Here is a 20114-nt window from a genome sequence, read left to right as displayed (position 1 = left end):
ATTTCAACAAGGAAAGGATTCAGAAAAAAACAAAATGGATGCCTCCCGAAATATATCGGGAAACATCCACTAATGCCATTTAACTAATTTATATGCGTCCAGTTTTTGGGGTACACATCAATGAACGGTGCACTTTTTACAGCCTCTTTTTTTACGGCATTGTTTCCATTCTTAAGCAGTGGGGGCACGTAATGGCAGCGAATCGGATTGATTTTTGCTCCGAGTAAGAAAAGAGGATTATCAGGACAAGGCGACGTCAAGGACCATCATGACGGAAAATCCTAAGGAAAAGCATAGGACACCAATGTCAGAGTGGTGGCCTTGGCTCATTTCCGGAATGAGCTCTTCGACGACGACATAGAGCATGGCACCGGCGGCAAAGCTCAAGAAATAAGGCATGAGAGGAATGATCTGCGTGGCAAAGTAAATGGTTAGAACCGCGCCGATGGGTTCAACAATGCCCGAGAGGATACCGTAGAAAGCCGCTTTTTTAAGGCTCCAGCCTCGTTCGTAAAGGGGCATGGAAATGATGGCCCCTTCCGGTACGTTCTGGATGGCAATCCCGAGGGAAAGGGCGAGGGCCGCGGACAGGGAAATGAGGGAATTGCCGCTTGCATAACCGGCGTAGACGACACCAACCGCCATTCCTTCCGGAATGTTGTGAATCGTGACGGCAAGGAGCATGAGGAGAGTCTTATCGAGTTTTGTCACAGGGCCTTCCGGTTCCGTACTCATCTGGTGCAGATGGGGGATGGCATGATCTAGGATAAGAAGAAAGAAGACCCCAATCCAAAAGCCAATGAAGCTTGGCAGAAAGGCCCAGCGGCCGAGGGCTTGTGAAAATTCCAGAGCCGGTGCGAGAAGGCTCCAGAAAGAAGCCGCCGTCATGACCCCGGCCGCAAATCCCGTGAGCGCCCGGTTTACTTTTTCGCTGAGTCCTTTTTTCAGGAAAAAAACGAAGCAGGCGCCGAGGCTTGTTCCCATAAAGGGGATGATGACGCCCCAGAAAACAGAACCATTCATGGCTTAGCCAAAAAGGCGGGAGAAGAAGCCTTTCTTTTCATAAGGCTCGGTCTTCATGCCTTTATAGGTGTAGCCTGTCTCATCAATGGCCTTTTTGATCACGGCTTCCTCGACAGGGGTTTCTGTCACAAAAGTGGCTTCTTTCTTGGAACGGGAAGCTGATACGTGGGCGGCATGGGGGAAAGCGTGCCGAATCGTATCGGCAATATGGGCTTCGCACATCCCACAGGACATGCCTTCAATATGGATGATGTTTTTTACCATAAGGGTCACTCCTTCTTTAGATTGCAAGAAAAGTTAGTTATACCTAACAAGAGTATAGTATAGCCAGCCTGCCCCTTTTGTCAATTGGGAACCTTCGAAAAGGACAATAAAAAACCGTGGAACGTCTGTTCCACGGCTGAATTCAATTGGTGGCCCCGGAGTGATTCGAACACTCGACCTTTTGGTTCGTAGCCAAACGCTCTATCCAGCTGAGCTACGGAGTCATAACCGAACAGTCATTATTGTACTCGATGGTCTTATTTTTGTCAACGCTTTTTTTAAAATATTTTCCTGGGTCAGTATTCCCTTGCAAAGGGTTCCCTGTTTTTTATCGGCAAGCCGTTTTCTTGGCCTTTTGTTTCTTTTGTTACTTGCTATGCGCCTAGGCCCGTATTTCATAGGGAAAAGGGGCTCCTCGTGGTAATTTTACTGGCTTTATTGTATAATAAAACCCTACATTTCCATTATTTTTATGTTTTTAGGAAGGATACAATCATGTTATTTACGGATAAAGCTAGGATCTATGTAGAAGCAGGAAGCGGCGGCGACGGAGCTTCCAGTTTTCGGCGTGAGAAATTTGTCGCTCACGGCGGTCCTGACGGCGGTAACGGCGGACGCGGTGGGAGTGTTTATCTGGTAGCCTATAAGGATCTCAATACCCTTGTTGATTTTCGCTATAAACGAAAATTTGTTGCTTCCCGCGGCGGCAATGGTTCGGCCAAAAACTGCACAGGTCCCAAGGCTCCCGATGTGGAAGTCAAGGTACCGATGGGCACTGTTGTCATTGATGATGCAACGGGGGTCGTCTTGGCGGACCTTTCCCACGAAGGGGACCGTTTCCTTGCTGCTAAGGGCGGACGCGGCGGTAAAGGCAATGCCTGCTATGTGACAAGTACCAAACAGGGCGTGACCTTCGCGGAAAAAGGTGAGCCGGGGACTAAAGGTTGGCTGCGCCTAGAGCTGAAACTATTGGCCGATGTCGGTATGGTGGGCTATCCCAGTGTGGGCAAATCAAGCATTGTTGCCCGTGTTTCAGCGGCACGACCAGAGGTTGCGGCCTATCATTTTACGACGCTGACTCCTGTCCTTGGCGTGGTGCGCCTTGATGAGGAAAACTCATTTGTCCTTGCCGATCTGCCTGGACTTATTGATGGGGCCAGCAAAGGGGTCGGTCTGGGGCATGACTTCCTGCGTCATATAGAACGGACGCGGGTCATCCTTCATATTGTCGATACAAGCGGCAGTGAAGGACGTGACCCTGTGGAAGATTTCAAGAAAATTAATGAGGAATTGGCCCTTTACAGTGACAAACTGGTCAAACGGCCCCAACTTGTCGTTGCCAATAAGATGGATTTGCCTGGAGCAGAAGAAAATTATCCTGCCTTGGAAAAATATGTTACGGAAAAGGGCTATCCCATCATGAAAGCATTAGCTGCAACGGGTGATGGATTGCGTACCGTCATGTATAAGGCTTTTGAAATGCTTCAAAAGGCCCCGCGGGACGAGGAGATGCTGGAAGTGGGGCACCTCAAGGAAGTGGATCCCGATTCATTTGAGATCCTTACGGATGCAGAGGACGCTGATTTTGAAGTCAAGGGCAAGAACATTGAGCGCCTTGTGGCCATGACCAATTTTGATAACGAAGAAGCGGTGTACCGGTTCCAGCTCATCTGGCGCCGTCTCGGCATTGAAAAGGCCCTGAAGGAAAAGGGCATTGAAGAAGGACAGTCAGTCAAGATCGGTGACATGATCTTTGAGTTTGAGGATCGTTACTGAGGGTCCCCAACGCAGGTATCCCAAACGAGTAGGAATAGGAAGGTGAGCAGATGGAAAGGGAAAAACTGGCAAAGGCAAAACGGATTGTCATCAAGGTAGGTTCGAGTACCATTACCTACCCCAATGGCAAGGTCAATTACGAAAAGATTGAAAAGCTGGCAAGGATTATGGCGGATCTGCAGAACAGCGGCCATGAAATGATCCTTGTTTCCAGCGGTGCCGGTGCTGTTGGCGTTGGCCGCCTAAAATTTGAGGGAAAGCCCAAGGACATGCCAGGTAAACAGGCCTGCGCCGCCGTGGGACAGGGTATTTTGATGCATATTTATGAGCGGCTTTTTGCCGAGTATGGCCAGACCGTGGCCCAGGTCCTCCTGACCCGTGCGGACACGCTTGACCGCCATCATTATGCCAATTCCCGCAATACCTTCCAAAAACTGCTTGAATGGGGCGTCATTCCGGTTGTCAATGAAAACGACGTTGTCGCTATTGATGAGTTCAAGATTGGTGACAATGACAATCTTTCCGCCTTGGTAGCCGGAATCGTCGACGCTGATGTCGATATCCTTCTTTCTGATGTGGACGGTCTTTATACTGCCAATCCTCAGAGCCATCCTGATGCCCGCCTCATTTCGGAGGTGCCCGAAATCACTCCGGAACTGGAAGCCATGGCCGGCGGTGCTGGTTCCAAGAATGGGACTGGCGGGATGATTACGAAAATTCAAGCGGCAAAGGTCGCTAATTCTTCGGGGATTGCCCTTGTCATTGCTTCCGGGGAAGACCCGGAGGTGCTGCGCCAGATCCTTCGGGGAGATGCCGTGGGGACCCTTTTTGTTCCCCATATTTCTCATCTCCAGGCCCGGAAACAGTGGCTGGCTTTTGGCGCTAAGGTGGAGGGTGCGCTCATTGTCGATGCTGGCCTTGAAAAGGCCCTCAAGCAAAAAGGCAGCTGCAGCATTCTTCCGGTCGGCATCAAGGCTGTCAGAGGGGACTTTGAAAGCGGCGTGACTGTTAGCGTGGCTGATGAAAAGGGACATGAACTGGCTCGGGGACTTGTAAACTACGATGCCCAGGAGATCCGTAAGATCCTTGGGAAAAAGACGGGCGATGTGGAATCAGTTCTGGGCTATATCCATACGGATGAAGTCATCCACCGAGATAATCTCGTCATCATGTAAGGAGGCGTGACCGTGTACGAACAGGGAATGGTCCGGATGCAGGCTGAAGGAGCAAAAGAGGCTTCTGTTACTCTTGGCCTTTTGTGTGCGGATGTAAAAAATAAGATCCTTCTTGCCATGGCTGAAGGACTCATGGCAGAAGAAAGGGCAATCCTTGCTGCCAATGCCACTGATATGGAAAATGGACGTCAAGGCGGGCTTAAGGATTCCTTCCTGGATCGGCTGCTGCTCACGCATGAGCGGCTGGCCCAGATGGCCGAAGGCATTCGGCAGGTTGCAGACCTTGAGGACCCCGTGGGAAAAGTCCTGAGCGGACGGACGCTTTCCAATGGCCTTACAATCACAAAGGTTACCGTCCCTCTGGGACTGATTGGCATCATTTATGAAGCTCGCCCCAATGTGACGGCCGATGCCATCGCACTCTGCGTGAAAAGCGGTAATGCCGTGATCTTGAAGGGGGGCCGGGAAGCCCTCCATTCCAATAAGGCTGTAAGCGATGCCCTCATTGCAGCAGGCCGCAAGGCCGGTCTTCCCGAAGGCGCCGTCCAGTTTATCAATATTCCAGAGCGGGAAGCGGTCACGGAACTGATCCATCTCGACGGTCTTGTCGATGTGGTCATTCCCCGCGGCGGTGCAGGACTTATCCGCACGGTTGTAAGCGGCGCCTCGGTGCCTGTTATCGAAACCGGATCCGGTGTCTGCCATACTTATGTGGATAAAAAGGCCGATGTGGCTATGGCCGTTTCCATTGCCCTCAATGCCAAGGTCAATCGGCCCAGTACATGCAATTCCATGGAAACGCTTCTTGTCCATAAGGAAATTGCGGATGCCTTTATGCCGGCTATGGTGAAAGCTTATCAAAAGGCTCATGTGACGATGATTGGTGATGATCGGGCCTTGGCTTATGAAAAAGGCATGATTCCTGCTACCGATGAAGATTGGGCCACGGAATACAATGACCTTCGCCTGAGCATCCGTATCGTTGATTCCATGGAAGAAGCGGTTGCCCATATTCGCCGCTATGGAACGGGGCACTCTGAAGCCATTGTGACAGACGATTACGAAACAGCCCGCCGCTTCCAGCAAGTGGTTGATGCGGCCTGCGTCTACGTGAATGCATCGACACGGTTTACGGACGGGTTCCAATTCGGGTTTGGCGCGGAAATCGGCATCAGTACGCAGAAACTCCATGCCCGCGGCCCTATGGCCCTGCCGGAGCTGACGACAACCAAATACCTGATTTGTGGAAATGGACAGATCCGTTCGTAACGGAATCTTTTACAATCCTTCATGATTTCTTCATGAAGGATTGTTATCATAAACCCAGTATGTGGAGTGGGGAGCAGGACCTTTTTCCTGCCGGGAGGAGCCTTGGTCCAAGGGTTCCTTCCGCTTACAGTAAATGAGGTGGGGAATAACGTGGATTTTTTGAAGAAACATCGTATCCTTGTCGGCTGTTTGGCCGTTCTTTTGGCAGCCGCGGCAGCTGGCGGCCTCTGGTACAAGGACAAGAAAGCCAAAGAGGCTTTGGCACAGATCCGTACGGACACGGTGAGCCGGGAAACAGTACGCCAGACTGTTTCGGCTACAGGCGCACTGAGTGCCCAAGACAATGTTGAAATCAACTCGAAGATTACGGGTCGTATCGTTGCGGTCTATGTCAAGGAAAATCAGCATGTTACGGCAGGACAGCCGCTCTTGAAACTTGATGATACGTCCCTGATGAAGACCCAGGTGATGAAAGAAGCTACTCTGTCAGACCGGGAAGCCACTTATCGGCGGGATGCGCAGCTTCTCGAGGAAGGCGCCATTTCCCAGAGCGTCTTTGATACGGCCAAGGCCAATTATGATTATGCCAAGGCAGACTATGAACAGGCTGTTTCAAATACCAACGATACGATCATTACGTCCCCGATTGACGGGTATGTCATTGGCAAACCGACTCCTGTAGGACAGACGGTATCGCCCGGTGTTTCGACGCCGCAGGTCATCATGAATGTAGCGACCTTGGATAAGATGCAGATTGAGCTCATGGTCGATGAATCCGATATTGGCCAGATCAAGGACGGCCAGACAGTTGAGTTTACCGTTGATGCCTATCCTGATGAAACGTTTAAGGGAATCATTTCCCTCATCAGCCGAAGTGCGACGACAACTAACAATGTCAATTACTATACTTGCTATGTCGATGTTGACAATGTGGACAACAAGCTCCTTCCGACCATGACGGCACGGGCCAATGTCATCATCGGGGAAGTGGATGATGCCCTTTCCATTTCTTCCAAATGCCTCTTTACCAGCGGGGACAGAAAGTATGTGAAGGTCCTTGATCGGGCGTCGGGCACAGCACGGGAAGTGGACGTCAAGGTCCTTATGCAGGGTGAAGACCGGATTGCGGTGAGCGGTGACCTTGAGGAGGGCGATGAACTTGAAGTCAAGACTGTGATCGTTAAGACGCAGCAGCGCGGAGGTCCTCCCATTTGATGAAGGGAGGAAAGCGAATCCATGAACGTCATTGAACTAAAGGATATTGTAAAAAGTTATGCGATGGGGGATACGACGGTTTATGCCCTGAACCATCTTACTGTCAGTTTCGAAAAGGGTAAATTTACTTCCATCGTAGGGCCTTCAGGAAGCGGGAAGTCGACGTTGATGAATGTCTTGGGCTGTCTTGACCGCCCGACATCGGGGGAGTATATCCTCGAAGGTAAGAATATTGCCCGTTATACAGATGATGAACTGGCCCATACGCGCAATGCCCGCATTGGCTTTGTGTTCCAGAGCTTCAATCTCCTGTCCCGCCTGTCGGCTGTAGACAATGTGGCTCTTCCCCTGATCTACGCTGGGGTCGATCTCAAGGAGAGGACCGAGCGGGCCGAGAAGGCCCTTACTGAAGTGGGGCTCGGCGCGCGGCTTTACCATAAACCCAATGAGATGAGCGGTGGGCAGCGTCAGCGTGTCGCCATTGCGCGGGCGCTCATCAATGACCCGGCTATCATCATGGCCGATGAACCGACAGGAAACCTTGATACCAAATCAACCTTGGAAATCATAGATATCTTTGAAAAATTGAACCATATGGGCAAGACCGTCATCATGGTTACTCATGAACCGGAACTGGCTGATATGACGCAGCGCATCCTGACCATCCGGGATGGGAAGCTCATCAAGGATGAACGGAGGGAATGATATGCTGAAGGAATGCATCAAGATGGCCTTCGAAGGCATGCTTTCCAATAAGCTCCGGACTTTTCTTACCATGCTGGGCATCATCATCGGTGTCGGTGCTGTCATTGCCATGGTTTCCTTGGGCCTTGGGATGCAGGAAAAAGTCAAGGAAAACATCTCCAGTATGGGAAGTAACCTGCTCATTGTCATGAGCGGCGGACGTACCGCCAATGGACAGCGGATTGCCAGCGGCAGCGGGGCACATTTGACGTATGATGATGCTAAGGCCATTGAAAAGAATGTCGATGGCATCAAATACGTGGCGCCTGGCGTACAAAGCAGCTACCAGCTTGTTGCGGGAAACCAAAACTGGAATACGCAGGTCCAGGGCATGACGCCTAATATCATTGACATCCGGAACTATACCATCAAGACAGGCCGTATGTATACGGAAAAAGAACTGACGAGCCGTGACAGGGTTTGTGTTATAGGACAGACGGTTGCAGACAATCTATTCCCCGAAGGAGATCCTGTAGGGAAAACTGTCCGTATCAATAAAGCCCCTTTTAGGGTTGTTGGTGTCCTAAACAGCAAAGGACAATCCTCTATGGGGCAGGATCAGGATGATGTGGTCTTTGTTCCCCTTACTACGGCTATGCAGCGGCTGATGGGCATTACTTATATCCGAAATATCACGATCCAGTGCGAGAATGAAAATACGATTGAACAGGTCCAATCCGATGTAGTCACGCTGCTGCGGCAACGCCACAAGATCCGTACGGGCGAAGACGATGACTTTAGTGTTCGGAATCTGGCAGAAATCATCAAGACCGCTCAGGAAACGACGGGGTCCATCACCTTGCTTTTGGCTATCATTGCGGCCATCAGTCTTCTTGTCGGCGGCATCGGTATTATGAACATCATGCTTGTTTCCGTAACGGAACGGACGCGGGAAATCGGTATCCGCAAGGCCCTTGGGGCGACCTACCATGATATCTTGCTGCAGTTCCTCGTTGAATCCATGGTCATTGGTGTCACGGGCGGAACGACGGGCATGATCCTAGGCACAATTGTTTCTGTCATTGCCGCGCGGATCATTGGCTGGCCGATTGTCATTTCGGTCCTTGCAACCATTATTTCAGTCGTCTTTTCTGTTGGAATTGGTCTTTTCTTTGGGCTTTATCCTGCCAAGAAAGCGGCTCTTCTTGATCCGATTGACGCGCTTCGTTATGAATAAGAGAGAATCAATCCTTATGGAAAAAGCCCGCGGTTTCTGGGCTTTTCTCCACACACCAAAGACCCGTTTTGATTTAAAGGATCGCGGCAAAGCTTTTTGTTATTTTGTGATCCTTGCAGTCATTTATTATTTTATTGTCCGTTTATTGGGATACTGAATCCGCTCTTGCAAGCGCGGGTAGATAAAACCCTTTTCGCGTTGCCTGTGGGAAAGGTGAAAAAACCCCCGATGAATTGTATAAAAATTGACAGTTTTATGAATCCATTCCTTTCGGGGAATGGATTTTTTTGAATTAGTAGGCAAAAGAATCGGCGATACCGTATAATAAAGAAGTCGATTTAGAACAGTTCCGTATTAGTGTGGTAAAACAAATGGTGCGAAAAAAATTTCGCAGGGAGAGGACCACTTTTAAAGGGACTGTCCGAGCGGTTAGGTTGTTATTTTTGGGAGGTGCAGTTACATGAAGGTTGATTTGAACTCTGATCTTGGTGAAAGTTTTGGCGCGTATACGATTGGTATGGATAAAGAGGTCATCCCCCTGGTCACAAGTGCCAATATTGCTTGTGGTTTTCATGCCGGCGATCCGGCGGTCATGCAGAAAACCATTGCCCTTGCCCACGAAAACCGGATTGGATTAGGGGCTCATCCCGGTTATCCCGACCTTGTCGGCTTCGGCCGTAGGACCATGGCCGTCAGTCCTAAGGACGTTTATGCCATGGTGGTCTATCAAGTGGGTGCCCTGGCTGCTTTTGCCAAGGCGGCTGGTGGACGGCTGCAGCATGTCAAACCCCATGGAGCCATGTACAATATGGCGGCCAAGGATGCTGCCCTAGCAGAAGCCATTGCCCAGGCTGTCTATGATGTCGATAAGGACCTGATCCTTTTTGCCCAGCCAGGAACGGAAAGTATCAAGGCGGCAGAAAAGATTGGCCTTCTTACGGCTGCGGAAGTCTTTGCTGACCGAAGCTACCAGGAAGACGGCACACTGACGCCTCGGTCCAAACCCGGTGCAATGATTACCGATGAAGACGCGTCCATCGCCCAGGTGCTTTCCATGGTCCTTGACCACAAGGTGACCTGCCTGTCCGGTAAGGTCATTCCCATCAAGGCTGACTCTATCTGCGTACATGGTGATGGCCCGAAGGCTCTTCTCTTTGTGCAGAAGATTCGTAAGGCCCTTGCGGAAAAAGGTGTGGAGATTGCCCCCGCTGGTTCGTTTTTGCGGTAAGGTTGGGGCCATGGGTCCTTCCTGATTCGATCCTTGCTTTTGAATATTAGCTGAAAAGGAGCAACCAATATGAAAGAATCCAACCTCAGCGTCCTTTTGGGCGCCGCCTTTCTCATGGCAACCAGTGCTATTGGACCGGGGTTTCTCACGCAGACAACGGTCTTTACAAGCCAGCTCAAAGGGAGCTTTGGCTTTGTCATCCTCGTCACTATCATCATCCATGCGATTACCCAGCTCAATGTGTGGCGCATCATCGCCGTTTCCAAAAAACCAGGTCAGGATATTGCCAACGCAGTCCTGCCGGGTCTTGGCTACTTCGTTTCGGCCCTTGTCGTTGCCGGCGGACTTGCCTTCAACATCGGCAATATTGGCGGTGCCGGTCTCGGTATGAATGTTCTTTTTGGGATTTCCCCTGTTGCTGGTGCTCTCATCAGTACGGTTATTGCCGTTTTTATTTTCCTTAACAAGGAAGCGGGGCGCCTTATGGACCGCTTTGCCCAGATTGTCGGAGGCTTGATGGTGCTCCTTACGATCTATGTGGCGTTTACGAGCCACCCGCCCATTGGGCTTGCCCTTTCCAATACCTTCATGCCGGAAAAAATTGACGTCATGAGTATTATAACCCTTGTTGGCGGCAGTGTTGGCGGCTATATCACCTTTGCCGGCGGTCACCGTCTTCTTGACGCGGGGATTTCCGGTGAAGAAAACTTGGACCAGGTCAACCGCAGCTCCCTCATGGGCATTGGAATCACGAGCCTTATGCGTATCCTGCTCTTTTTAGCTGCTTTGGGCGTCATTGCCCAAGGACTGACTCTTGATCCAAAGAACCCACCTGCTTCTGTATTCCAGCTGGCAGTGGGAGATGTGGGCTACAAGATCTTTGGGATTGTCATGTGGTCAGCGGCCATTACGTCCGTTGTAGGCTGCGCCTATACGTCTGTGTCCTTTATTCGGACCTTCAGCCCTGTCCTTGAAAAATACCATCGTTATCTCATCATTGCTTTTATCATTTTTTCGTCCTTCATCTTCTCGTTTATTGGTCGCCCGGTCACGGTCCTTGTTGTGGTTGGCGCACTCAATGGACTGATCCTTCCAATTGTGCTGGGCGCCCTGCTCCTTGCGGCCCGAAAAAAATCCATTGTGGGAAGCTACCAGCATTCTTCATTCCTGTTCTATGCTGGTTGGGGCGTTTTCCTGGTCATGCTCTACATGGCAGGACAGACCGTCATGAAGATGCTGCCAAAATTGTTGGGCTAAGGAGGAAACTTCATGGAATACGATGCGAAAGAACTTGTTTGTCATCCCCGTTTCCAACCTATTGGGGAGGCCGCGTTCATGGTCAGTTTTGGCGATGCCATCCATCCTGAGATCCTGCGCTGCGCCAGTGCCCTTGTAGAGGCCTTAAAGGATCATCCCTTTCCGGGACTTCGGGAAGTGGAAGCATCCTATACGGGAGTCACGGTCTTTTATGATCCCTTGATTCTATCGCGCACAAGTCATCTTGCCGAAGACAGCCGCCTTTCCAAGGGTTACCGCGAAGCCAAGGCTTGTGTGGAGGCGCTTTTGAAGGATCTGCGCTTTGGCGAAGCATCGGTGCGGGAAAAGGTCCGCGTTCCTGTCTGCTACGGTGGTGAATATGGGCCTGACCTGGAATATGTAGCCGAGTACCATAAGATGACGCCGGAAGAAGTGGTTTCCATCCACACCAGTGGGGATTACCTCGTCTATATGATTGGCTTTGCTCCGGGCTTTCCTTATGTAGGCGGCTTGCCCCCAGAAATTGCAACACCACGGCGGGATACACCGCGTCTTGTCATCCCTGCTGGCTCCGTAGGGATTGCGGGCTCCCAGACGGGGGCGTATCCCTTTGAAACGCCGGGCGGTTGGCAGCTCATTGGTCGTACCCCGTTGGATCTCTTCCGTCCCTACGACTTGGCTCATCCGAGCATGCTTGAAGCGGGGGACCGCATTGAGTTTTATTCCATTACGCCGGAAGAATATAAGGAACTTAAGGAGAAAGAGGAAGGAGGCCGGCCACAATGAGAATCCTCGTTAAAAAAGGCGGACCCCTGACGACCCTCCAGGACCTGGGACGCTACGGCTATCAAAAATTTGGTGTTCTTGTCAGTGGGGCCATGGATGATGTATCCTTGCGCCTTTCCAATCTGCTCGTCCAGAACGATCCTGGTGAAGGGGCTTTGGAAATGACCATGAGCGGGCCTGTTCTGGTACTGCCGGCAGGGCTGGTTTTTGCCCTGACCGGTGCCGATATGAAAGCGACCTTGGGCGGTAAGCCTGTGCCCCGTTATCGTCCTATCTATGTCCGTAAGGAGGCCATCCTGACCTTTGGCTTTGCCCAGACCGGCAGCCGGGCCTACCTCTCCGTTGCAGGCGGGTTTGACGTGCCTCAGGTCATGGAAAGCAAGAGTACCTATCTGCGGGCTAAAATCGGCGGAGTCAAGGGCCGTCCCATCGATAAAGGGGATGAACTTCCTATCGGAACCATTGGTCCTCATCAAGCAGCGTTTGTGGGAAGAATGGAACGCAGCGCCAAGGAAGGAGATTCCTTTGTCACGGTTCCCTGGTCCATTGATGGCAGCTTTGTCTTTGCTAAAGGCCCCATCCGCATCATGGAAGGGCTCCAATACGATTGGTTCACAGAGGAAAGCCAGCGCACCTTTGTGACGGAACCCTATACCATTACGATGCAGGCAGACCGCATGGGATATCGCCTCGAAGGTGTGAAGCTCACCTTTAGGGAAAAACGGGACCTTATTTCTGAACCGGTCACCTTTGGTGCCATTCAGGTTCCGGCTGACGGCAATCCCATCATCCTTATGGCGGATCGGCAGACGACAGGCGGCTATGCCAAGATTGGTCAGGTGGCCTTGGTGGATTTGCCGCGTCTTGCTCAGATGAGGCCGGGTGATAAGATCTGCTTTGCATGGACCACCCTGACCGAGGCAGAAAAAAGCTATGCCAAGCAGGAAACTTATCTGGCGGCACTTAAGGACTCCCTTGCGGCAACCTTGCAGAAAAAAAATTAACTTGAAGGGGAACCCCGCTGCGGCTGGGCTCCCTTTTCAAGTCTTTGTCTTTTTAATTTCCACAGGAGGGTAGCTCATGAATGAAACTATCTTTTTAGAAGAACTCAAGGAACTTGTAGCCTTGGAATCGTTCAGTCGGGATGCGGTTGGTACGGGTAAGGTAGCGGCGTGGATCAAAAAACGTCTGGATGCGGCAGCTTGGCGGACCAAACTGATTTCTGTCGGTAAGGAAGTGGGGCCTATCTTGCGTGCGGAATGGGGCAAAGGCAAGACCTATGATGTGCTCTTATTAGGTCATATGGACACGGTCTTTCCGGCGGGCACTGCCGTGGAGCGGCCTTTTTCCACGGAGGGGGATGATTTTAAAGGACCTGGTGCTTCGGACATGAAATGCGGCGACCTCTTCATGGTCCATTTGGCAGAAGACCTGGCCCGAGAGAAAAGCTCCGGCCATGTCCTCCTTCTTTTCACGCCGGATGAAGAAATCAGCTCTGTTTATTCCCGTCCTGTCATTGAAGGGGAAGCCAGAAAGGCGAAGGCCGTTCTCATCATGGAGTCAGCGCGCCCCAATGGGGATCTTGTCAAGGAACGGAAGGGCATCAGCAAGTACCGACTTATCTTTGAGGGGATTGCAGCCCATGCCGGCGTCAATCCCGATCAAGGGGCCAGCGCTGTTCATGAATGTATGCGCTGGGGCCAGCAGATTGTTGGCCTTGCCAATCCCCAAAAAGGAACAACCGTCAATATTGGCACCATTATGGGAGGAACCGCTGCTAACGTGGTCGCGGACCACTGCGAATGCGTCATTGACGCACGCGTCAAGGATGAGGCAGAAGGGCATCGCATCGATGAAGCGCTTCGTGCCTGGGCCAAGACGCCTTTTGATGACCGCGTCAAAGTTATGGTCGAGGGGGGAATGAAACGACCGCCCATGAACCCTTCGGAAAAAACAGAGGCCCTCTGCCGGAAAGCGGAAGAAGCCGCAAAAAAGGTAGGCCTCTCTTTTGGTTGGACCAAATCCGGCGGAGGCAGTGACGGCAACCTTACCGCTGCCCTTGGAATTTCCACGATCGACGGATTGGGACCCATTGGCGGCAAGGCGCATTCCGTGGATGAATATGGAAAGATCAGCAGCATCATGCCGCGTTATGCTTTTGTTAAAGCGCTCATTGACAGCCTTCTTTGAGAAAAGACGGTCGTAATCTGTATGGGTCTGAGAAAAGGCCCTTGTTTTCGCCTTTTGTTCTCATAGGTCCTAGATGAAGGGGCCCTGTCCGGCCCCTTGTTCTTGATTTCCTGTTGATTATGCCTTGAAAATGGAATGTGATGGCCTTCGGTCTGCCCCTTTGCCCATTAAATGGGGACGGTGGATCAACTGGCGACAAGGAATATACAGCGCCGATAAAACAAAGTGAGGGTAAAGGCTGGGGGAATATCCATGCATCTGTTTTTCTTTGGCTGTTTAGAAGACGCGCTGATTGTCTTTTGGAAAAATACGAAAAACCGCTGCAGCATAAGCCACAGCGGTTTTTTGCGTTTCTTTCGTCCCTTTTCTCCCAGCAGAGGCAGGGACCCTATCGGGTATTCGATGGTTTTGAAACAAGATGAGACAGGATCAGGGAATAAACCGTGCTTAGAGGAACAGACCGGCCCCCGGCCCAACTGGCAGGCCTGCCATCATCCAAAGAGCCATCATGATGGTCCAGAAGCAGAGAAAGCTCATGGAATAAGGCAGCATCATGGAAGTGAGGGTCCCAAGTCCGGCATCTTCTTCATATTTATTCATGAAGACGACAATCATGGCAAAATAGGACATGAGGGGAGTAATGATATTGGTGGAAGAGTCCCCAATGCGGTAGGCAACCTGTGTCAGGGCAGGGGAAAGACCGAGCCGATACATCATGGGAACGAAGATGGGGGCCATGATGGCCCATTTTGCCGATGCAGACCCCATAAAGAGGTTAAGGAAGGCGGACAGGAAAATGAAGAGAATAATGAGTGGGAGCCCTGTAAGGCCTGCTGCTTCAAGCGCATCGGCACCTTTGAAGGAAACAATGAGGCCCAGGTTGGTTTTCCCGAAGTAGGCAATGAACTGGGAGGCGAAGAAAGCAAGAACCATGTATCCGCCCATGGATTTCATGGCTTCCGTCATAGCGGCAACAAGGTCATGTGAGGTGCGGAGTTTGCCCGTCGTCCAGCCGTAGGCAGCGCCCGGGATGAGGAAGAGAAGCAGGATGGCTGGAATGAGTCCGTCATGAAGGAAGGCTTTGAGGGTCAGGACCCCATCTGGTTCAGGACTGCGGAAAAGGGCATTGGCTGGGAACATCAGGAGTCCCATAATCAGGACGTAAATGATAAGAGCGATGGTGGCATTGCGGAGAGCTTTGTTTTCAAGGTCTGTGACAGGGGCGTTGTCCGGTCTGTATTTACCGGTGTAGGTGCCCAGGTTCGGTTCGACAATCTTATCCGTCACGATGGTTCCTATAAGGGTCAGGACGAAAGTCGAAGCAGCCAGAAAGTACCAGTTGCAGGTTGGGTCAAGGGTCATATCAATTCCCGCTGCCTTGAGGGCTTGGTTGGTAATGCCGGTCAGGAGGGGATCCGTCGTGCCGATGAGAAGGTTTGCAGAAAAGCCGCCCGATACGCCGGCAAAAGCGGCTGCCATCCCTGCCAGCGGATGCCGTCCGGCCATGGCAAAGATCAAGGCGCCAATGGGAATAACGATGATATAACCTGCATCAGAGGCAATGTTGGACATGATCCCGGCAAAAAGCACAATGGGGGTGAGGAACTTCGGGTTAGCGTTCATGAGAAGCTTTTTCAGGGATGTATTGAAGAGTCCCGTCCATTCAGCAACACCGACACCGAGCATGGCTACAAGGACTGTTCCCAAAGGGGCAAATCCGGTAAAGTTCTTGGTTGCAGAGTTGAACATGTAGCGCAGGCCATCCGGGGTGAGCAGGGACACGGCTTTTTTGGTGACTTCGGCCTTGGCACGGGCGTCAAAATAGGTGACGGAGACGCCTTGGGCAGCAACAAAATGGGATATGATGACGACGATGACCGCTAAAAGCAGAAAGAGCATGGCAGGATGGGGCAATTTATTGCCGATGATTTCAACTCCTTTTAAAAAGCCGCTGATCTCTTTCTTGTTCTGTGTGTTCATTTTTTCTTTTTCAGACATTTTTTCTCTCCTTGGGTACATGTGGAACAAGGGTCCATAAGAGGATTTCCTTGTTCTGAAATGTGAATCTGGATGATGATATGAGCATGATAGGCACGTTGTTCCAAGTGATGAGACAATTCCCCTCTGTCTCAAGAACCTCCTTTCCGTAAGTTTTGTATCAGTTCCAACCTTATTTTACCAAAAACTTAATAATATGAATAGTACAAAAATAAAAAACCTAAAAATAATAAGGTAATGAGGTTTTATACTGGGAAAAATTTTACGTAAAATGAAGGCGGAACCGGCAAAGGCACCTAAACTGTGGTATGATAGAAGAAAGCGAAAAATCATTCCATTCGATAATTATTCAAAGGTGAAGGGGGCAGCAAATATGCGTGATACTTCCTTGGTTTTCCCCCTGGATGGACAGGGCAGGATCCTCTTGGGCCGCAAGAAACGGGGTATGGGCTATGGTAAATGGAACGGCTTTGGCGGCAAGATGGAAATCGGCGAATCCATGCGGGAATGTGCCCTGCGGGAACTATTTGAGGAATGCGGTCTTTTTGCCGAGGAAAAGGACCTGATCCTCGTGGCAGACCTATATTTTGATCAGCCGTCTGATGGGAATTGGTCCCATGGGGGCATGGTCTATGTACTCAAGAAATTTACCGGTACTATTGAAGCCAGCGACGAAATGGAACCTCGCTGGTTTTCCTTGGAAGACCTGCCTTATGAGGACATGTGGGAAGCGGATAAAACGTGGATTCCCTTGATTCTTCAGAATAAACAGGTTCGGGGCACCATTGCTTTTGCTGAAGATGGCAGCACGGTCCTTGATGCCGTTTTCCGGGAGGTTCATCTTGACAGTCGAAAATGAGTGGGTTCCCGCCCTTTTGCATTGGTTCGATGAGACCAAACGAGACCTTCCTTGGCGAGCCAATCATCCTCGTGATCCCTACCATGTGTGGGTCTCGGAAATCATGCTCCAACAGACGCGGACGGAAACCGTAAAGGATTATTATGTTCGCTGGATGGCCGCTTTTCCTACCGTAAGCGCTTTGGCGCAGGCGTCTGAAGAGGAGGTCCTCAAATTATGGCAGGGCCTGGGCTATTATTCTAGGGCTAGAAACCTCCATAAAGCGGCAAGGGAAATCGTCCTCCAATATCATGGAATTTTTCCCGATACGCTGGAGGCGGTGCGTGCCCTGCCCGGCATCGGTGACTATACGGCAGGTGCCATTTTATCCATGGCCTTTGGACACGCTGTCCCCGCCGTGGATGGCAACCTGTTGCGGGTAATGGCCCGTCTTTTTGGGATCTCGGATGATATCCTTTCCCTTAAGGGCAAACGAATCATAGGACGAATCGCTCAAACCGTCATTCCTCAAGACCGGCCGGGAGACTTCAATGAAGCATTGATGGACCTTGGTGCCACGATTTGTATTCCCCACGTCCCGCGCTGCGGATCTTGTCCTCTTAAAGATTTCTGTACCGCATTCCTGGAAAATCGGACCAGCGAGCTGCCAGTCCGCAAAAAGAAAAAGGCACCGACCATTTATGAAGTGACAAGTCTTTTCATCCGTAAGCAAGGAGCCCTGCTTCTTCATAAAAGACCGGAAACAGGTCTCCTTGCTTCCTTATGGGAGCTTCCGACCTTCCTCGGCAAGACGGAAAAGGAAAGCCGAAAGGAAGCGGAACGGATGCTTGGAACAGTTGAAGGAAAGATCATCTGGACCCATCGTCATGTCTTTACCCATCAAATTTGGCAGATGACGGTCTACTTAGGAACGATTCCCTGCAGCTTGCCCGATCCCTCTTATGTGTGGGTCGATGAAGGGACCCTCGGGACCTTGCCCCTTTGTGGACCCGCAGAAAAATGTCTTGCTGCTTGCCTTCCAGGAGTCATACTTACGCGGTGAACTGCAAAGTACCCTTATGGGGTATACAAGTGCGGATTCATATGATATAATACGTCTTAATCCATGATATTATTTTTTTAGAATAAGAAGGTGATCACTATGAATGATTCTCCTCATCAAGATCATTCCAAACGTGTCTTTTATTATTACCTTGCGGCCATCCTCATCATTCTCGTCATCAATACGATCATTACGCCCATGTTCTTTAAACCTCGCGTCCAGGAAGTTACTTATACCAACTTCCTGAAGATGGTTGATGAAGGCAAGGCTTCCAAAGTAGAAATCAATCAGAACCGCATCGCCCTTCTGTGCAACAAGGATGGTAAAGATGAAATCTTTGTCACGGGCCGCGTTGAGGATCCAGAACTTGTCAATCGTTTGGTCAAGGCTAATGTGGAGTTTTCCCAGGTTATCCCTCGGGAGGATTCGCCGTTGACCAAATTTTTCAACAACTGGATTTTCCCCTTCCTGCTCTTTATGGTCATTGGTCAGCTGATCATGCGGTTTTTGGGCCCTAAACTGGGCGGCGGCAATATGATGAGCTTTGGTAAGAGCAATGCCAAGGTCTATATTGAAGCCCAGACGGGAAAGACGTTCAAGGATGTAGCGGGTCAAGACGAGGCGAAGGAAGCCCTTCAGGAAATCGTGTCCTTCCTGCATGACCCATCCCGCTACCAGGCCATTGGGGCAACCATGCCGAAGGGCGTGCTTCTTGTAGGCCCTCCCGGTACGGGTAAGACTCTTCTTGCCAAGGCTGTTGCCGGCGAGGCCAAGGTTCCCTTCTTCTCTATTTCCGGTTCAGAATTCATTGAGATGTTCGTTGGTATGGGGGCAGCTCGTGTCCGCGACCTCTTTAAACAAGCTCAGGAAAAGGCTCCGTGCATTGTCTTTATCGATGAAATCGATGCCATTGGCAAAAAGCGTGATAATGGCGCCTTTGGCAGCAACGACGAACGGGAACAGACCCTGAACCAGCTCCTTTCTGAAATGGACGGTTTTGACGGCAGCAAGGGCGTCATTATCCTTGCCGCGACCAACCGTCCGGAAGTCCTTGATAAGGCCCTCCTGCGGCCGGGCCGTTTTGACCGCCGTGTGCCCGTGGAACTGCCGGACCTTAAGGGAAGGGAAGCCATTTTGAAGGTTCATTCCCATGATGTGCGGATTTCCCCTAATGTGGATTATCATACGGTTGCCCTTGCTACAAGCGGTGCTTCCGGTGCGGAACTTGCCAATATCGTCAACGAAGCTGCCCTTCGCGCCGTTCGTATGGGCCGTACGGAAGTCATCCAAGAGGATCTTGAAGAATCTGTGGAAGTGGTCATTGCCGGGGCCCAGAGAAAGGGTGCCGTGATTTCAGAGAAGGAAAAGCAGCTCATTGCCTATCATGAAATTGGCCATGCCCTTGTGGCTGCAAGTCAGACCGCATCGGCACCGGTCCATAAGATCACCATTATTCCCCGGACGAGCGGTGCCTTGGGGTATACTATGCAGGTTGACACAGAGGAAAAGGTCCTTATGACGAAAGAGGAACTCTTCAACAAGATTGTTACCTTGACAGGGGGACGATCTGCTGAAGAAGTTGTCTTCAACAAGGTCACGAGCGGTGCGTCCAATGATATTGAACAGGCAACAAAACTTGCTCGGGCCATGATTACCCGGTTTGGCATGACCAGCGACTTTGATATGGTCGCCCTTGAAACCGTGAATAATGCCTACCTGAGTGGTGATACCTCCCTTGCCTGCGCGCCGGAAACGGCCGCCCGCATTGATGAAGCTGTCTTTTCAGTTGTCAAGGAGGCCCACCAGAAGGCCCGGACTATCCTTGAGACCCATAGACAGAAGCTGGATGAACTTGCCCAGTATCTTTTGAAGAAGGAAACCATTACGGGCGATGAATTCATGGCCATCCTGAAAGGAACGGACCCAGCCTCTGCTGCAGCCGAACAAGTTCCCAACAGCCCCCAAGAAGGGGCGTGAAAAAATAAGCTGGCCCTGCCCTGCAAGGGACGGGGCTTTTTTTCTGAAACGACGCCTTCTGACAAACGGGGACAAGTGTGATATAATAAGCGAACTACCCTACGGAAAGCCGAGGGAATCCTCCGATTAAAAGA

At 51.0% G+C, this 20114-nt stretch carries 17 protein-coding genes and 1 tRNA gene; 14 read left to right on the top strand and 4 right to left on the bottom strand.

The features are described from left to right. Positions 1–240 precede the first annotated feature (240 nt). The 3 genes from H503_RS0106475 to H503_RS0106465 form a co-directional block, all read right to left on the bottom strand. Positions 241–1023 (bottom strand): ZIP family metal transporter, encoded by a 783-nt coding sequence (locus H503_RS0106475; protein WP_009016021.1) that lies wholly within the window; start codon positions 1021–1023, stop codon positions 241–243. Between the two features lie 3 nt (positions 1024–1026). After that, positions 1027–1287, bottom strand: coding sequence for a heavy-metal-associated domain-containing protein (locus H503_RS0106470; RefSeq protein WP_009016022.1), 261 nt, complete (start codon positions 1285–1287; stop codon positions 1027–1029). Between the two features lie 147 nt (positions 1288–1434). After that, positions 1435–1511 (bottom strand) — tRNA-Arg (locus H503_RS0106465). Positions 1512–1782: 271 nt separating this feature from the next. Between H503_RS0106465 and obgE the strand changes: the two genes are divergently transcribed. The 11 genes from obgE (at position 1783) to H503_RS0106405 (ending at position 14104) form a co-directional block, all read left to right on the top strand. Then, complete coding sequence (gene obgE, locus H503_RS0106460; RefSeq protein WP_026385583.1) at positions 1783–3063, top strand: GTPase ObgE; 1281 nt, start codon at positions 1783–1785, stop codon at positions 3061–3063. A gap of 50 nt (positions 3064–3113) precedes the next feature. Beyond that, the gene (gene proB / locus H503_RS0106455; RefSeq protein WP_009016024.1) at positions 3114–4238 is read left to right on the top strand and encodes a glutamate 5-kinase; all 1125 of its coding nucleotides are present in this window, start codon (positions 3114–3116) and stop codon (positions 4236–4238) included. Positions 4239–4250: 12 nt separating this feature from the next. Continuing rightward, positions 4251–5507, top strand: a complete 1257-nt coding sequence (locus tag H503_RS0106450) for a glutamate-5-semialdehyde dehydrogenase (protein WP_009016025.1) — start codon at positions 4251–4253, stop codon at positions 5505–5507. A gap of 150 nt (positions 5508–5657) precedes the next feature. Continuing rightward, positions 5658–6722: an efflux RND transporter periplasmic adaptor subunit gene (locus tag H503_RS0106445; protein ID WP_248604843.1), complete on the top strand. Its 1065-nt coding sequence runs from the start codon at positions 5658–5660 to the stop codon at positions 6720–6722. Positions 6723–6743: 21 nt separating this feature from the next. After that, positions 6744–7427, top strand: a complete 684-nt coding sequence (locus H503_RS0106440; protein WP_009016027.1) for an ABC transporter ATP-binding protein — start codon at positions 6744–6746, stop codon at positions 7425–7427. 1 nt (position 7428) lies between these two features. Further along, positions 7429–8643 (top strand): ABC transporter permease, encoded by a 1215-nt coding sequence (locus H503_RS0106435; protein WP_014128076.1) that lies wholly within the window; start codon positions 7429–7431, stop codon positions 8641–8643. A 460-nt stretch (positions 8644–9103) separates the two neighbouring features. Beyond that, the gene (locus H503_RS0106425; protein WP_009016029.1) at positions 9104–9871 is read left to right on the top strand and encodes a LamB/YcsF family protein; all 768 of its coding nucleotides are present in this window, start codon (positions 9104–9106) and stop codon (positions 9869–9871) included. Between the two features lie 69 nt (positions 9872–9940). Then, entirely contained in the window at positions 9941–11128 is a 1188-nt protein-coding gene (locus H503_RS0106420) for an NRAMP family divalent metal transporter (RefSeq protein ID WP_009016030.1), read from the top strand. 12 nt (positions 11129–11140) lie between these two features. After that, entirely contained in the window at positions 11141–11914 is a 774-nt protein-coding gene (pxpB, locus tag H503_RS0106415; RefSeq protein WP_014128078.1) for a 5-oxoprolinase subunit PxpB, read from the top strand. Then, positions 11911–12918 (top strand): 5-oxoprolinase subunit C family protein, encoded by a 1008-nt coding sequence (locus tag H503_RS0106410; protein WP_009016031.1) that lies wholly within the window; start codon positions 11911–11913, stop codon positions 12916–12918. The genes pxpB and H503_RS0106410 overlap by 4 nt, the downstream gene beginning before the upstream one ends. 76 nt (positions 12919–12994) lie before the next feature. Then, complete coding sequence (locus H503_RS0106405) at positions 12995–14104, top strand: M20 family metallopeptidase (protein ID WP_009016032.1); 1110 nt, start codon at positions 12995–12997, stop codon at positions 14102–14104. Between the two features lie 447 nt (positions 14105–14551). Here H503_RS0106405 and H503_RS0106400 read toward each other — a convergent pair whose 3' ends face one another. Further along, positions 14552–16102 carry an AbgT family transporter gene (locus tag H503_RS0106400; RefSeq protein ID WP_009016033.1) on the bottom strand — a complete coding sequence of 517 codons (1551 nt, stop codon included), beginning with the start codon at positions 16100–16102 and terminating at the stop codon, positions 14552–14554. A gap of 373 nt (positions 16103–16475) precedes the next feature. Between H503_RS0106400 and H503_RS0106395 the strand changes: the two genes are divergently transcribed. The 3 genes from H503_RS0106395 to ftsH all read left to right on the top strand — a co-directional run bounded on the left by H503_RS0106395 (position 16476) and on the right by ftsH (position 19980). Beyond that, complete coding sequence (locus H503_RS0106395; protein ID WP_016459971.1) at positions 16476–16961, top strand: 8-oxo-dGTP diphosphatase; 486 nt, start codon at positions 16476–16478, stop codon at positions 16959–16961. Further along, positions 16945–18003 carry an A/G-specific adenine glycosylase gene (mutY, locus tag H503_RS0106390; protein WP_014128080.1) on the top strand — a complete coding sequence of 353 codons (1059 nt, stop codon included), beginning with the start codon at positions 16945–16947 and terminating at the stop codon, positions 18001–18003. The genes H503_RS0106395 and mutY overlap by 17 nt, the downstream gene beginning before the upstream one ends. Before the next feature lie 99 nt (positions 18004–18102). After that, entirely contained in the window at positions 18103–19980 is a 1878-nt protein-coding gene (gene ftsH, locus H503_RS0106385) for an ATP-dependent zinc metalloprotease FtsH (RefSeq protein WP_009016036.1), read from the top strand. Positions 19981–20114 lie beyond the last annotated feature (134 nt).

This window comes from Acidaminococcus intestini DSM 21505 (assembly GCF_000425045.1).
In the GTDB taxonomy this organism is placed as follows: Bacteria; Bacillota; Negativicutes; order Acidaminococcales; family Acidaminococcaceae; genus Acidaminococcus; species Acidaminococcus intestini.
The sequence above is the reverse complement of the archived record's forward strand: the minus strand, read 5'-3'. Positions and strand labels throughout refer to the sequence as shown.

Bases quoted from the DNA above. Each gene is read 5' to 3' on its own strand.
- H503_RS0106475 (WP_009016021.1), bottom strand. From the start codon at position 1,023: ATGAATGGTTCTGTTTTCTGGGGCGTCATCATCCCCTTTATGGGAACA.
- H503_RS0106470 (WP_009016022.1), bottom strand. From the start codon at position 1,287: ATGGTAAAAAACATCATCCATATTGAAGGCATGTCCTGTGGGATGTGC.
- obgE (WP_026385583.1), top strand. From the start codon at position 1,783: ATGTTATTTACGGATAAAGCTAGGATCTATGTAGAAGCAGGAAGCGGC.
- proB (WP_009016024.1), top strand. From the start codon at position 3,114: ATGGAAAGGGAAAAACTGGCAAAGGCAAAACGGATTGTCATCAAGGTA.
- H503_RS0106440 (WP_009016027.1), top strand. From the start codon at position 6,744: ATGAACGTCATTGAACTAAAGGATATTGTAAAAAGTTATGCGATGGGG.
- H503_RS0106435 (WP_014128076.1), top strand. From the start codon at position 7,429: ATGCTGAAGGAATGCATCAAGATGGCCTTCGAAGGCATGCTTTCCAAT.
- H503_RS0106425 (WP_009016029.1), top strand. From the start codon at position 9,104: ATGAAGGTTGATTTGAACTCTGATCTTGGTGAAAGTTTTGGCGCGTAT.
- H503_RS0106420 (WP_009016030.1), top strand. From the start codon at position 9,941: ATGAAAGAATCCAACCTCAGCGTCCTTTTGGGCGCCGCCTTTCTCATG.
- pxpB (WP_014128078.1), top strand. From the start codon at position 11,141: ATGGAATACGATGCGAAAGAACTTGTTTGTCATCCCCGTTTCCAACCT.
- H503_RS0106410 (WP_009016031.1), top strand. From the start codon at position 11,911: ATGAGAATCCTCGTTAAAAAAGGCGGACCCCTGACGACCCTCCAGGAC.
- H503_RS0106405 (WP_009016032.1), top strand. From the start codon at position 12,995: ATGAATGAAACTATCTTTTTAGAAGAACTCAAGGAACTTGTAGCCTTG.
- H503_RS0106400 (WP_009016033.1), bottom strand. From the start codon at position 16,102: ATGTCTGAAAAAGAAAAAATGAACACACAGAACAAGAAAGAGATCAGC.
- H503_RS0106395 (WP_016459971.1), top strand. From the start codon at position 16,476: ATGCGTGATACTTCCTTGGTTTTCCCCCTGGATGGACAGGGCAGGATC.
- ftsH (WP_009016036.1), top strand. From the start codon at position 18,103: ATGAATGATTCTCCTCATCAAGATCATTCCAAACGTGTCTTTTATTAT.